Here is a 14383-nt window from a genome sequence, read left to right as displayed (position 1 = left end):
GACAACATTACTACCCGTTTTCACTAAGCCTTCCCCGTTGGCGCTCAATGCTCTGCGCGCTGGTCGTATTTGTCGTTTCCTTCTTATCCCGGATGGAAGAATCCGCTGAACGTCGTTCGGCGGCAGTTGTAACACGCGTCGTTTGCTTACAGGGATTATGGCGGGTCGATTATGGATAAGAGTAAGCGCCATCTGGCGTGGTGGGTTGTCGGGGCACTGGCGGTGGCTGCCGTCGTGGCGTGGTGGCTGTTGCGCCCGGCGGGTGTGCCGGAAGGCTTTGCTGTCAGCAATGGGCGCATTGAAGCGACGGAAGTGGATATCGCCAGCAAAATTGCCGGGCGTATCGACACCATTCTGGTGAAAGAAGGCCAGTTTGTTCGCGAAGGCGAAGTGCTGGCGAAGATGGATACTCGCGTGTTGCAGGAACAGCGACTGGAAGCCATCGCGCAAATCAAAGAGGCACAAAGCGCCGTTGCCGCCGCGCAGGCTTTGCTGGAGCAACGACAAAGTGAAACTCGTGCCGCACAGTCGCTGGTCAATCAACGCCAGGCCGAACTGGACTCTGTTGCCAAACGTCATACGCGTTCCCGCTCGCTCGCCCAACGAGGGGCTATTTCTGCGCAACAGCTGGATGACGACCGCGCCGCCGCTGAGAGCGCCCGAGCTGCGCTGGAATCAGCGAAAGCCCAGGTTTCGGCTTCTAAAGCGGCTATAGAAGCAGCACGCACCAATATCATTCAGGCGCAAACTCGGGTCGAAGCAGCGCAAGCCACTGAACGGCGCATTGCCGCAGATATCGATGACAGTGAACTGAAAGCCCCGCGTGACGGACGCGTGCAGTATCGGGTTGCCGAGCCAGGGGAAGTGCTGGCGGCAGGCGGTCGGGTGCTGAATATGGTCGATCTCAGCGACGTCTATATGACCTTCTTCCTGCCAACCGAACAGGCGGGCACGCTGAAACTGGGCGGTGAAGCCCGGCTGATCCTCGATGCCGCGCCAGATCTGCGTATTCCTGCAACCATCAGTTTTGTCGCCAGTGTCGCCCAGTTCACGCCAAAAACCGTCGAAACCAGCGATGAACGGCTGAAACTGATGTTCCGCGTCAAAGCGCGTATCCCACCGGAATTACTCCAGCAGCATCTGGAATATGTCAAAACCGGTTTACCGGGCGTAGCGTGGGTGCGGGTGAATGAAGAACTTCCGTGGCCTGACGACCTCGTGGTGAGGTTGCCGCAATGACGCATCTGGAACTGGTTCCCGTCCCGCCTGTCGCGCAACTGGCGGGCGTGAGCCAGCATTATGGAAAAACCGTTGCGCTGAACAATATCACTCTCGATATTCCGGCCCGTTGCATGGTCGGGCTGATTGGTCCGGATGGCGTCGGGAAGTCGAGTTTATTGTCACTGATTTCCGGTGCCCGCGTCATTGAGCAGGGCAATGTGGTGGTGCTGGGTGGCGATATGCACGACCCGAAGCATCGCCGAGACGTCTGCCCGCGCATCGCCTGGATGCCGCAGGGGCTGGGCAAAAACCTCTACCACACCTTGTCGGTGTATGAAAATGTCGATTTTTTCGCTCGCCTGTTCGGTCACGATAAAGCGGAGCGGGAAGTGCGAATTAATGAGCTGCTGACCAGCACCGGGTTAGCACCGTTTCGCGATCGTCCGGCAGGTAAACTCTCCGGCGGGATGAAGCAAAAACTTGGGCTGTGCTGCGCGTTAATCCACGACCCGGAACTGTTGATCCTTGATGAGCCAACAACGGGGGTTGACCCGCTCTCCCGCGCCCAGTTCTGGGATCTGATCGACAGTATTCGCCAGCGGCAGAGCAATATGAGCGTGCTGGTCGCCACCGCCTATATGGAAGAGGCCGAACGCTTCGACTGGCTGGTAGCGATGAATGCCGGAGAAGTGCTGGCAACCGGCAGCGCCGAAGAGCTGCGGCAGCAAACGCAAAGCGCCACGCTGGAAGAAGCATTTATTAATCTGTTACCGCAAGCGCAACGCCAGGCGCATCAGGCGGTAGTGATCCCACCGTATCAACCTGAAAACGCAGAGATTGCCATCGAAGCGCGCGATCTGACCATGCGTTTTGGTTCCTTCGTTGCCGTTGATCACGTCAATTTCCGCATTCCACGCGGGGAGATTTTTGGATTCCTTGGTTCGAACGGCTGCGGTAAATCCACCACCATGAAAATGCTTACCGGACTGCTGCCCGCCAGCGAAGGTGAGGCGTGGCTATTTGGGCAACCGGTTGATCCAAAAGATATCGATACCCGCCGTCGTGTGGGCTATATGTCGCAGGCGTTTTCGCTCTATAACGAACTCACCGTGCGGCAAAACCTGGAGTTACATGCCCGTTTGTTTCACATCCCGGAAGCGGAAATTCCCGCGCGAGTGGCTGAAATGAGCGAGCGTTTTAAGCTCAACGACGTTGAAGATGTTCTGCCGGAGTCATTGCCGCTCGGCATTCGCCAGCGGCTTTCGCTGGCGGTGGCGGTGATTCATCGCCCGGAGATGTTAATCCTCGATGAGCCTACTTCTGGTGTCGATCCGGTGGCGAGGGATATGTTCTGGCAGTTGATGGTCGATCTCTCGCGCCAGGACAAAGTGACTATCTTCATCTCCACCCACTTTATGAACGAAGCGGAACGTTGCGACCGCATCTCACTGATGCACGCCGGAAAAGTGCTTGCCAGCGGTACACCGCAGGAACTGGTTGAGAAACGCGGAGCCGCCAGTCTGGAAGAGGCATTTATCGCCTATTTGCAGGAAGCGGCAGGGCAGAGCAACGAAGCCGAAGCGCCGCCCGTGGTACACGACACCACCCACGCGCCGCGTCAGGGATTTAGCCTGCGCCGTCTGTTTAGCTACAGCCGCCGCGAAGCGCTGGAACTGCGACGCGATCCAGTACGTTCGACGCTGGCGCTGATGGGAACGGTGATCCTGATGCTGATAATGGGTTACGGCATCAGTATGGATGTGGAAAACCTGCGCTTTGCGGTGCTCGACCGCGACCAGACCGTCAGTAGCCAGGCGTGGACACTCAACCTCTCCGGTTCCCGTTACTTTATCGAACAGCCGCCGCTCACCAGTTATGACGAGCTTGATCGTCGGATGCGTGCGGGCGATATCACGGTGGCCATTGAGATCCCGCCCAATTTCGGGCGCGATATCGCGCGTGGTACGCCTGTGGAACTCGGCGTCTGGATCGACGGAGCGATGCCCAGTCGTGCCGAAACGGTAAAAGGTTACGTGCAGGCAATGCACCAGAGTTGGCTTCAGGATGTGGCGAGCCGACAATCGACACCCGCCAGCCAAAGCGGGCTGATGAACATTGAGACGCGTTATCGCTATAACCCGGACGTAAAAAGCCTGCCAGCGATTGTTCCGGCGGTGATCCCGCTTCTGCTGATGATGATCCCGTCAATGCTAAGCGCCCTTAGCGTGGTGCGGGAAAAAGAGCTAGGGTCGATTATCAACCTTTACGTGACCCCCACCACCCGTAGCGAATTTTTGCTTGGCAAACAGCTGCCGTACATCGCGCTGGGGATGCTGAACTTTTTCCTGCTCTGCGGCCTGTCGGTGTTTGTGTTTGGCGTACCGCATAAAGGCAGTTTCCTGACGCTCACCTTGGCGGCGCTGCTGTATATCATCATTGCCACTGGAATGGGGCTGCTGATCTCCACCTTTATGAAAAGCCAGATTGCCGCCATTTTCGGAACGGCGATTATCACATTGATCCCGGCGACACAGTTTTCCGGGATGATCGATCCGGTAGCTTCGCTGGAAGGGCCTGGACGTTGGATCGGCGAGGTTTACCCGACCAGTCATTTTCTGACTATCGCCCGCGGAACGTTCTCGAAAGCGCTGGATCTGACTGATTTGTGGCAACTTTTTATCCCGTTGCTGATAGCCATCCCGCTGGTGATGGGCTTAAGCATCCTGCTGCTGAAAAAACAGGAGGGATGATGCGCCATTTACGCAATATTTTTAATCTGGGTATCAAAGAGTTGCGCAGTCTGCTCGGTGATAAAGCGATGCTGACGCTGATTGTCTTCTCGTTTACGGTGTCGGTGTATTCGTCAGCGACCGTTACGCCAGGATCGTTGAACCTCGCGCCGATCGCCATTGCCGATATGGATCAATCGCAGTTATCGAACCGGATCGTTAACAGCTTCTATCGTCCGTGGTTTTTGCCACCGGAGATGATCACCGCCGATGAGATGGATGCCGGACTGGACGCCGGACGCTATACCTTCGCGATAAATATTCCGCCTAATTTTCAGCGTGATGTCCTCGCCGGACGCCAGCCGGATATTCAGGTGAACGTCGATGCCACGCGCATGAGCCAGGCATTTACCGGCAATGGGTATATCCAGAATATTATCAACGGTGAAGTGAACAGCTTTGTCGCGCGCTACCGTGATAACAGCGAACCGTTGGTATCGCTGGAAACCCGGATGCGCTTTAACCCGAACCTTGATCCCGCGTGGTTTGGCGGGGTGATGGCGATCATCAACAACATTACCATGCTGGCGATTGTATTGACCGGATCGGCGCTGATCCGCGAGCGTGAACACGGCACGGTGGAACATTTACTGGTGATGCCGATAACGCCGTTTGAGATCATGATGGCGAAGATCTGGTCGATGGGGCTGGTGGTGCTGGTGGTATCGGGATTATCGCTGGTGCTGATGGTGAAAGGTGTACTGGGCGTACCGATTGAAGGCTCGATCCCGCTGTTTATGCTGGGCGTGGCGCTCAGTCTGTTTGCCACCACGTCAATCGGCATTTTTATGGGGACGATAGCGCGTTCAATGCCGCAACTGGGGCTGCTGGTGATTCTGGTGCTGCTGCCGCTGCAAATGCTTTCCGGTGGATCCACGCCGCGCGAAAGTATGCCGCAGATGGTGCAGGACATTATGCTGACCATGCCGACGACACACTTTGTTAGCCTCGCGCAGGCCATCCTCTACCGGGGTGCCGGATTCGAAATCGTCTGGCCGCAGTTCCTGACGCTGATGGCAATTGGCGGCGCGTTTTTCACCATCGCACTGCTGCGATTCAGGAAGACGATTGGGACAATGGCGTAAGGAAGGGAAACTTGACTTCATACTGTGATGTCATAAAGTGAAGTCATAAGGACATGCCATGAGAACCAAGGTACAGGCTTTACGGAAGAAACAAAAAAATACATTGGATCAAATATTTAAAACTCCTGTTCCTCAAGGGATCAAGTGGTCTGATATAGAGTCACTGGTTAAAGCATTAGGCGGAGAAATTAAGGAAGGAAGAGGTTCGCGTTGCAAGTTCATACTAAATATGAGCGTTGCGTGTTTCCATCGGCCTCATCCGTCGCCAGATACCGATAAAGGCGCTGTAGAAAGCGTGTGTGACTGGTTACTAAGTATAGGGGTAAAACCATGATCAAACTGAAGACGCCAAACTCTATGGAGATTGCCGGGCAACCAGCTGTTATTACCTACGTGCCAGAACTGAATGCATTTCGTGGCAAATTCCTGGGCTTGTCAGGTTATTGTGATTTTGTCTCTGACAGTATTCAGGGGCTGCAAAAAGAAGGAGAGCTTTCCCTGCGAGAGTATCTTGAGGATTGTAAAGCTGCGGGTATTGAGCCGTATGCGCGTACAGAAAAGATTAAGACCTTTACGTTACGCTATCCAGAATCGCTGAGTGAACGCCTTAATAATGCGGCTGCGCAGCAACAAGTCTCTGTTAATACCTATATTATTGAAACACTGAATGAGCGTTTGAATCATTTATAAATTTTAGCGACGTACATTACGCAGAATATCTGCCTTTACAGGATCTATCTATGCAACTGAACTTAATTTTATAAATTAAGTTCAGTTAATATCTTTTCTTTCCTTGTTTTAGAAATAACTCAATCTTCCTTCGGCAGGCACTGCAAATGCCCGTGCCGCACGCCGCGCTGGGCGATAACGTCATCGGCAAAATGCTGCACGTCACCCATGTCACCTTTCAACACGGCGATTTCCAGACAGTCGTCGTGGTTGATGTGCACATGTAGCGTGGCGACGGAGAGGTCGTGGTGATGATGCTGGGTGGAAACAATACGGCTGGCTAAGTCGCGTTTTTCGTGTTCATACACATACGACAGCACCGCGAAACCTTGTGTGCCGTGCTGCTGGGTAGCTTCCTGCGCCAGGGCACTACGCAGAATATCGCGGATAGCTTCGGAACGGTTGTTATAACCACGACGCTGGCTCAGGCTGTCCAGCGTCTCCAGTAAATCGTCATCAAGCGTGATGGTGACTCGTTGCATTGGCGTTAAACCTTTTCTGAGGTGCGACGGCGCACGGGGAATGCGGGTAATACCGCGTTTTGTAGCACACGTCCGGCGTCAGAGGAAAAGGTTAATTTATCTCCCACCGCCTGGGTTTCGGCGATTTGTCCGTTGTCCATCACCATCACTCGCTGGCAAAAGCGTTCCACCAGGCGTAAGTCATGAGTGATGAACAGGCAGGCAGTGCCAAACTGTTGTTGTAGCTTTTTCAGCAGGCGAATGACGCCCGCCTGTAACACGAGATCAAGGTTAGAAACGGCTTCATCCAGAATCAGCAATTTCGGTTCGACCGCCAGCGCGCGTGCCAGGCAGACGAGCTGGAGCTGGCCGCCGCTTAACTGCGGTGGGCGTTTGTCGAGAACGCTGTCATCGAGATCGACCGCCTTCAGCATTTCGCTGGCGCGCGCCAGTTGTTCGGATTTTTTCAGTGATAGCAGGTGGCGCATCGGTTCACGCAGGATCTCGCGCACGGTTTTGCGCGGATTCACGGCACTGATGGAGTCCTGAAACACCATCTGAATATCACGGCGGAAGGCTTTACGTTGGGCGCGATTAAGTTTCGCCAGCGATTCGCCGTGCCAGCTAATATTCCCTTGTGAGGGAGACTCTAAGCCTACCAGCAGCCGCGCGAGGGTGCTTTTTCCGCAGCCGCTGCGTCCCAGCAGGGCGACGGTTTCGCCGCTTTTCAGGGTCAGGGAAACGTTATTCAGCACCGCCTGATGTTGATGTTTTCCGCTAAATCCACCGTGGGCATAGTGATGGGAAAGGCCGCAGACGTTAAGTAAGGTCATGATGCCAGCTCCATACCGTAGAGGGCGAGATGAGCGGAAACCAGGCTGCGCGTCACCGTATGTTTGGGGGCGTTAAACAGCGTTTCTACATCGCCCTGTTCGACAATTTTACCTTGTGACATCACCGCCACGTCATCCGCCAGACGCGCCACAACGCCCATATCATGGGTGACCAGCAGCATTCCCGGCGCTTGTTTTTGCATAATGCTTTCCAGCAGATCGAGGATGCGCGCCTGTGCTACCACGTCGAGGTCGGTGGTCGGTTCATCGGCGATGATAAACGGTGATTCACACAGCACCGCCATCGCAATCATCATGCGCTGCAACATGCCGCCGCTCATCTCGAACGGGTACAGCTTCAGCACGCGCGCGGCGTTTTCCAGCCCCACCGCTTCTATGGCAGCGGTAAGCGTAGCGTCATCGGCGGGTTTCCCTAACGCCAGGCAGGTTTCCCGCGCGTGGGTGTGCATGGTGTGCAGTGGATTAAAGGCGCTGCGCGGGTTCTGCATGATGGTGGCAATTTTGATGCCGCGCAGGGCGTAAGGCGAAACCGGTTTGCCATCGGCTAAAATTTCCCCCGCCGTCTGGCGAACGCCAGCGGGCAAAATGCCCAGCGTCGCGGCGCAGGTTAATGATTTCCCGCTGCCGCTACCGCCGACTAACGCCAGCACGCGCCCGCGTTGCAGGGTTAACGATACACCGTGTACCAGCGGCTGCGCGGCCTGTAGCGTGATATTACGTAGTTCAATCTGTTGCGGCATTAGTGTGCGTGCTCCGTCACCAGATGAGGATCCAGATGATCGCGCAGTGCGTCACCCACCAGGTTAAAGGCCATCACGCTGATAAACAGCGCCAGCCCCGGCCAGAACATTTGCAGCGGCTGGGTCCAGATATACTGGCGCGCGTCGTTAATCATCACGCCCCATTCGGCGGTCGGCGCGGTCACACCGAGGCCAAGGAAAGACATCCCCGCGACGTGCAGCATCATATGGCCGATATCCAGCGTTGCCAGCACCAGCAGCGAAGGGATCACCGCGCCTGCCAGATGATCGACAAACACCCGCACATGGCCCGCACCGGAAAGCCGTGACGCCAGCACAAACTCGCGTTGGCGTAGTGAAATCACCAAGCTGCGCACCATGCGTGCATACCACGCCCAGTGCGACAGGGCGATGGCGATAATTACGTTGGTCAGCCCGGTGCCGAGCACGCCAACCATAAAGAACGACAGAATCGAGGTCGGGAAGGTCATAAACATATCGGCGACGCGCATGGTGGCCTGATCAACGTGCCCGCCAATCAACCCGGCGCTGCCGCCAATAACCAGCCCTAATGTCAGCACCAGCAGCAGGCAGGCCATTACCGAACCGAGCGACACGCGGGTCGCTGCCATCAGCCGCGAGAAAATATCGCGACCTAAGTGATCGGTGCCCAGCCAGTGCTGCGCATCCGGCGAAAGCAGGCACGACGGCAAATCAATTGCCTGTGGATCGTACGGCTGCCACCACTGGCTGGTGAGCGCAATCAGCGCCAGCAGGGCGATAATGATCAGCGCCAGGCGTACCGACCAGCGGGAAGAGAGGAAAAAGTTCACGCGTGCGCTCCTTCATGACGACGAATGCGCGGGTCCAGCGCGGCGTTGAGCAAATCGACAATCAAATTACAGACCACAAAAACCACCACCATCATCAGCGTAAAGCACTGAATCACCGGATAGTCACGGTTAAAAATCGCCGACACCGCATAGCGCCCGACGCCAGGCCAGGCAAAGATGTTTTCGATAATCATCGTCCCGCCAATCAATTCGCCAATGTGCATCCCCACGGCGGTGATCATCGGCAGCGAGGCATTGCGCAGAATATGGCGGCGTTCGGTCTGTTTGTCATTCAGGCCGCGTAGCCGCGCCCAGGTGACGTGACGCTGACCGGCGACGTCCAGCATACTGGCGCGCAGCAGTCGCGCGTTAATCGCCAGCGACATAAAGGCGATGGAAACCGCAGGTAAAATGATGTGCTGCCAGCTGCCGTAGCCCATCGCGGGTAGCCATTGCAGATACACCGAAAACGCCATCACTAGCAAAAATGCCAGCCAGAAGTTGGGCATCGACACGCCAAGAAACGCGATAAAGCGCACGGCGAAATCCGGCAAACGATCGCGGTGGCGCGCCGCCCAGATACCGAGCGGTACGGAAGTGAGCAGAATTAATACCAGCGCCGCACCTGCAAGTTCCAGCGTGGCGGGCAGGAAGTTCAGCATATCGTCCAGTACCGGGCGTTGGCTGGCGAATGAGATACCAAAGTCAAGATGCAGCGCCTTCCACAACCAGGTACCGTACTGGACGTACAGCGGCTGATCCAGCCCGAGCATGGTGCGGGTAGAGGCCAGCATCTCCGGCGTCGGCGGCAGGTTAGATAAACGCAGATAATCGAGCGCCGGGTCGCCGGTACCGAGGCGCAGCATCAGAAAAATGATCACCGAGGCGGCGAGCACCATCGGGATCAGCAGCAGAAAGCGGCGTAATACGTAACGCAACATTAAGGTTTCACCGGTTTAATCTGTTCGAACGGAATTTCGGTGGCGATCGGCGCGTAGGGGATATTACCCAGCTCCGGTTTTGATACCACCATCATCGAGATGTAGCTGATAGGCAGATAAACCGCCTCGTCATGCAGACGGGTCAGAATGTCGCGATACAGCGCCTGACGTTGCGTTTCGTCATGGGTCGCCAGCACTTCGCCGATCTCTTTATCAATCAGCGGCTTGTCGGCTAATCCTTGCTGTGCCTGGAAGTCAGCGTGCGACGGTACGCGCATTGAACTCAGGAAGGCGTGTGGATCGTATGGCGCGCCCCAGGTGCGGTGGAAAATCATGCCAAAACGACCGTCGCGCTGACGAGCATAGATACTGCTCTCTTCTTCGCCAATCAGCGAGACATCTGCGCCAATCTGGCGCATATCAGCCTGAATGATTTCCGCCATCGATTTGCTTAACGCATCGGTGCCGATGAACGACAGTTCAATGCGCAGCGGCTGACCATTTTTCTCGCGGATGTCTTTGCCCGCAGGCAGCGTCCAACCGGCTTTTTCCAGCAACTCTTTCGCTTTCTGCGGATCGTACTGGCGCGGTTTCAGGCCGAGATTAGCGTAAGGCACAGAAGGGGCAAACAGGGTGTCGGCGACCTGCTGGGTGCCATATAACGCGTTATCAATCAGCGATTTTTTGTTTACCGCGTAATTAAGAGCTTCACGTACTGCCAGCTCGTTGGTGGGGGCTTTGGCGGTATTGAGCGCCAGCATCACGGTTTCGATCGGCTGTGACAGTTGGGTGTGGTAAGCCGGATTCTGGCTAAAGCGGGCGAAGGTATCGAGCGGTAATAACCCTTCGTTTCCGTACAGCAGGTCGATATCGCCAGTTTCAAACGCCACCGCGCGGGTAGTCGGGTCCGGGATGACGTTAAAGGTGATCTTTTTAATCGCTGGCTTTTCGCCCCAGTAGTTTTCGTTACGGACGAAGACATCGTACTGATTCAGTTTCGATTCCTGCAAAATCCACGGTCCGGTGCCAATCGGCGCTTTAATTCCGTTCATGGTTTCATGGTTTTTAAACTGCGAGGGAGCGATAAAACGGAAAGGACGGGGCAGGGCCAGTTCTTGCAGGAAAGGATAGTAGGCGCTTTTCAGGGTAATTTGCAGCTCTGTTTTATTGAGTGCTTTAACATCAACAATCTGGTTTGCCAGCTCCAGCCAGGCGTGACGTTGACGGTTATCGAGCACTGCGCGGAAGTTTTCTGCCGCCGCCTCGGCATCGAACGGTTCACCGTTGGAGAATTTCACGTCATCACGCAGGGTGAAGGTCCAGGTTTTACCATCTTCTGAATGAGTCCAGCTTTTTGCCAGCCACGGGATCACCGAACCGTCTGCCTGATATTTCACCAATGGTTCATAAACCATGCTCTGGGCGAACATCTGGTTAGGCGTGTAAAGGTGCGGGTTTAGTGGCCCGACATTCACCGGCCAGGCGGTGGTGATTTCATCTGGTGCAGCGGCATGGACGATAAAAGACGCACAAGCCAGCAGCGCAAATAGAGTGCGGCGGAGTGTGGAGAGCATGGTAACCCCAATGGATTAAAATAGATGGCGGAAATAAGTATGACGATTTTAAGTATTCGTCATACTGATTACCTGTTCTGGATCAATAGATGGGCAGTCGGGTGGGCGGATCAGTTAACTGAATCGATCCATTGCACACTGTCGGCGGTGAGCGTAAAGGGGGTGGGGGTGCAGATCGCAAGGCTTAAATTTTCTAGCTGACAATGGCTGACTGACAGCGAGGAGTGATAGGTGCTATCTACGCTGACGATTTGCCAGGCGCTGCCGCCACGCTGTTTAACGATGGCTTCTTTGCGCGTCCAGATGCGCCAGAACATTTCCAGTTGCTGATCAGGATGCACGGCGTCCATTTCAGCGTGTTCCCCGAGGCTGAACACGGCGTTCGCCAGCCAGCGCCAGTTGACGCGCGGGCGAATCACTTCGATATCGCAGCCGACTTCGCCTTCATCGCTCAACAGCAGAGCGATATCGTCACCGCTATGGCTTAAGTTGAACCATAGCGGCGTTTCCGGCGCGAATGCAGGTTTGCCTTGTTCGCCATAGATGATCTCCGGTAGCGGGGAAAGCGTGTGCGAAAGCAATGTACGCCCCGCCAGCCAGCGTTCGCGTCGTGGACCTTGCGGTGCTTGCTCGCGTAAACCCGGTGGCAGTGGAGCTGCGCTTAAGGTCGAAACTTTCCCCAGAACTATCCGATACATATCAGGGCCAACGTTTAATGGAAAATGAAAGTGCGTATCGTATCACTTGTCGCCTCATCCCGGTAACCGACTTTTCGGTCTGCCCGGCCCCAGTAAAATCGCCAGTTTGCTGCCACCTTTCGTCGTTTCCATCCAGATTTTACACACGCTGGTTAATGGCACCGAAAGTAGCATCCCTACCGGGCCGAGCAGCCATCCCCAGATTAACAATGAAAGAAATACCACCATGGTGGACATCCCCAGGCGATGGCCCATCATCCGTGGTTCTAAAATATTGCCGATGACCATATGGACCACTAAAAACAATGCGCCGACCAGAATACATTCGTAAACACCATTAAACAGCAGCACCTGAATCATTGGCGGTACGGCGGAAATTACCGCGCCGATATTGGGCACGTAGTTGAGCAAAAACGCCAGTACTGCCCACATCAGCGCAAACTGTACGCCCATTAGCGCCAGCCCCAGCCAGACGATGACACCTGTCCATAAACTGAGTAGCGTCTTTAACGCCAGATAATGCGAAACGCCTTTAAGTGCGCGGTGTAATCCTGCGATGTGAATCTGTGGGTTATTCAGCGCAAAACGCATTTTGTAAGGGACGTGGCGCACTTCAAACAGCATAAAAACTACGGTCATCACCAGCAAAAGCACGCTCGCCATTGCCCCGGAAAGCCCGGTCATTAGCGCTGTGGTGAAGGTAACCACTTTTTCCGAGTCCATCCGCTGCAGCATTCGCTCCGGCGACATATGCAAATTAAGAAAAGGCAACATCTCCTGCAATTTAAAAAGTTTGCGCGTCAGCTCCTTATTAAACTTCGGCAGCATAGAGATAAATTCGTTAAACGATGCCGCCAGTACGCCGACCAGCGCGGTTAGTGCGATCAGCATCACCACCACTACAATCGTAATGGCAACGGGGCGTTGTACTCCCCGACGAATAAACCAGGTAACGAGCGGGTTGAGGACGATGGCAAAAAACAGCGCCAGTAACAGCTGCACAATGATATCTGCCGCTGCGTGAATGCCCGCGAGGATCACTACCAGCGAGGCCAACTTGAGCAGAATGTGCATGCCCGTTTTATCGGGTTGAGGGGTTTCCATTGGGGCTTCCTTGTGACTTTTTGTGTTAAGTGTAGCGCGGGAGTCACGCCAGCAATATTCTGATTCTTACTGCTGATTTTCACGTCAGCACATGGTAAAAATGAAACACTGTTGTAAAAATGTGGTGATCCTCATGCCCGAACCCGTAGCCGAACCCGCGCTAAACGGATTGCGCCTGAATTTGCGCATTGTCTCCATTGTCATGTTTAACTTCGCCAGCTACCTCACCATCGGGTTGCCGCTCGCTGTATTACCGGGCTATGTCCATGATGTGATGGGCTTTAGCGCCTTCTGGGCAGGATTGGTTATCAGCCTGCAATATTTCGCCACCTTGCTGAGCCGCCCTCATGCCGGACGTTACGCCGATTTGCTGGGACCCAAAAAGATTGTCGTCTTCGGTTTATGCGGCTGCTTTTTGAGCGGTCTGGGGTATCTGACGGCAGGATTAACCGCCAGTCTGCCTGTCATCAGCCTGTTATTACTTTGCCTGGGGCGCGTCATCCTTGGGATTGGGCAAAGTTTTGCCGGAACGGGATCGACCCTATGGGGCGTTGGAGTGGTTGGCTCGCTGCATATCGGGCGGGTGATTTCGTGGAACGGCATTGTCACTTACGGGGCGATGGCGATGGGTGCGCCGTTAGGCGTCGTGTTTTATCACTGGGGCGGCTTGCAGGCGTTAGCGTTAATCATTATGGGCGTGGCGCTGGTGGCCATTTTGTTGGCGATCCCGCGTCCGACGGTAAAAGCCAGTAAAGGCAAACCGCTGCCGTTTCGCGCGGTGCTTGGGCGCGTCTGGCTGTACGGTATGGCGCTGGCACTGGCTTCCGCCGGATTTGGCGTCATCGCCACCTTTATCACGCTGTTTTATGACGCTAAAGGTTGGGACGGTGCGGCTTTCGCGCTGACGCTGTTTAGCTGTGCGTTTGTCGGTACGCGTTTGTTATTCCCTAACGGCATTAACCGTATCGGTGGCTTAAACGTAGCGATGATTTGCTTTAGCGTTGAGATAATCGGCCTGCTACTGGTTGGCGTGGCGACTATGCCGTGGATGGCGAAAATCGGCGTCTTACTGGCGGGGGCCGGGTTTTCGCTGGTGTTCCCGGCATTGGGTGTAGTGGCGGTAAAAGCGGTTCCGCAGCAAAATCAGGGGGCGGCGCTGGCAACTTACACCGTATTTATGGATTTATCGCTTGGCGTGACTGGACCACTGGCTGGGCTGGTGATGAGCTGGGCGGGCGTACCGGTGATTTATCTGGCGGCGGCGGGACTGGTCGCAATCGCGTTATTACTGACGTGGCGATTAAAAAAACGGCCTCCGGAACACGTCCCTGAGGCCGCCTCATCATCTTAAAAC

General features: G+C 55.1%; 13 protein-coding genes. 5 read left to right on the top strand and 8 right to left on the bottom strand.

Annotated features, from left to right (window positions below; all coding sequences use genetic code 11):
- Positions 1-171: 171 nt before the first annotated feature.
- The 4 genes from yhiI to SF3500 all read left to right on the top strand — a co-directional run bounded on the left by yhiI (position 172) and on the right by SF3500 (position 5785).
- Entirely contained in the window at positions 172-1239 is a 1068-nt protein-coding gene (gene yhiI, locus SF3503) for a hypothetical protein (RefSeq protein ID NP_709255.1), read from the top strand.
- Positions 1236-3971 (top strand): ABC transporter ATP-binding protein, encoded by a 2736-nt coding sequence (gene yhiH, locus SF3502; RefSeq protein NP_709254.1) that lies wholly within the window; start codon positions 1236-1238, stop codon positions 3969-3971. Before yhiI ends, yhiH begins: the two co-directional genes overlap by 4 nt.
- A complete protein-coding gene (yhhJ, locus tag SF3501; protein ID NP_709253.2) occupies positions 3971-5095 on the top strand; it encodes a transporter in 1125 nt (374 codons plus the stop codon). Before yhiH ends, yhhJ begins: the two co-directional genes overlap by 1 nt.
- Positions 5096-5425: 330 nt before the next feature.
- Positions 5426-5785 carry a hypothetical protein gene (locus SF3500; protein NP_709252.2) on the top strand — a complete coding sequence of 120 codons (360 nt, stop codon included), beginning with the start codon at positions 5426-5428 and terminating at the stop codon, positions 5783-5785.
- A 119-nt stretch (positions 5786-5904) separates the two neighbouring features.
- Here SF3500 and yhhG read toward each other — a convergent pair whose 3' ends face one another.
- The 8 genes from yhhG to yhhT all read right to left on the bottom strand — a co-directional run bounded on the left by yhhG (position 5905) and on the right by yhhT (position 13029).
- Positions 5905-6306, bottom strand: coding sequence for a nickel responsive regulator (gene yhhG, locus SF3499; RefSeq protein ID NP_709251.1), 402 nt, complete (start codon positions 6304-6306; stop codon positions 5905-5907).
- A 5-nt stretch (positions 6307-6311) separates the two neighbouring features.
- On the bottom strand, positions 6312-7118 hold the full coding sequence (gene nikE / locus SF3498) for a nickel ABC transporter ATP-binding protein NikE (protein ID NP_709250.1): 807 nt from the start codon (positions 7116-7118) through the stop codon (positions 6312-6314).
- Entirely contained in the window at positions 7115-7879 is a 765-nt protein-coding gene (gene nikD, locus SF3497) for a nickel ABC transporter ATP-binding protein NikD (RefSeq protein NP_709249.1), read from the bottom strand. The genes nikE and nikD overlap by 4 nt, the downstream gene beginning before the upstream one ends.
- Positions 7879-8712, bottom strand: coding sequence for a nickel ABC transporter permease NikC (gene nikC, locus SF3496; protein ID NP_709248.1), 834 nt, complete (start codon positions 8710-8712; stop codon positions 7879-7881). The genes nikD and nikC overlap by 1 nt, the downstream gene beginning before the upstream one ends.
- The gene (gene nikB, locus SF3495) at positions 8709-9653 is read right to left on the bottom strand and encodes a nickel ABC transporter permease NikB (protein ID NP_709247.1); all 945 of its coding nucleotides are present in this window, start codon (positions 9651-9653) and stop codon (positions 8709-8711) included. The genes nikC and nikB overlap by 4 nt, the downstream gene beginning before the upstream one ends.
- Positions 9653-11227, bottom strand: a complete 1575-nt coding sequence (gene nikA, locus SF3494; protein ID NP_709246.1) for a nickel ABC transporter substrate-binding protein — start codon at positions 11225-11227, stop codon at positions 9653-9655. The genes nikB and nikA overlap by 1 nt, the downstream gene beginning before the upstream one ends.
- A 110-nt stretch (positions 11228-11337) precedes the next feature.
- A complete protein-coding gene (yhhU, locus tag SF3493) occupies positions 11338-11925 on the bottom strand; it encodes a holo-(acyl carrier protein) synthase 2 (RefSeq protein ID NP_709245.1) in 588 nt (195 codons plus the stop codon).
- Between the two features lie 54 nt (positions 11926-11979).
- Positions 11980-13029: a hypothetical protein gene (yhhT, locus tag SF3492; RefSeq protein NP_709244.1), complete on the bottom strand. Its 1050-nt coding sequence runs from the start codon at positions 13027-13029 to the stop codon at positions 11980-11982.
- Positions 13030-13120: 91 nt separating this feature from the next.
- Between yhhT and yhhS the strand changes: the two genes are divergently transcribed.
- A complete protein-coding gene (gene yhhS / locus SF3491) occupies positions 13121-14380 on the top strand; it encodes a major facilitator superfamily transporter (protein ID NP_709243.3) in 1260 nt (419 codons plus the stop codon).
- The last annotated feature ends 3 nt before the right edge of the window (positions 14381-14383 follow it).

Source organism: Shigella flexneri 2a str. 301 (assembly GCF_000006925.2).
Classification (GTDB): Bacteria; Pseudomonadota; Gammaproteobacteria; order Enterobacterales; family Enterobacteriaceae; genus ECMA0423.
Note: the sequence above shows the minus strand (reverse complement) of the source record. Positions and strands in the feature narration are given on the sequence as shown.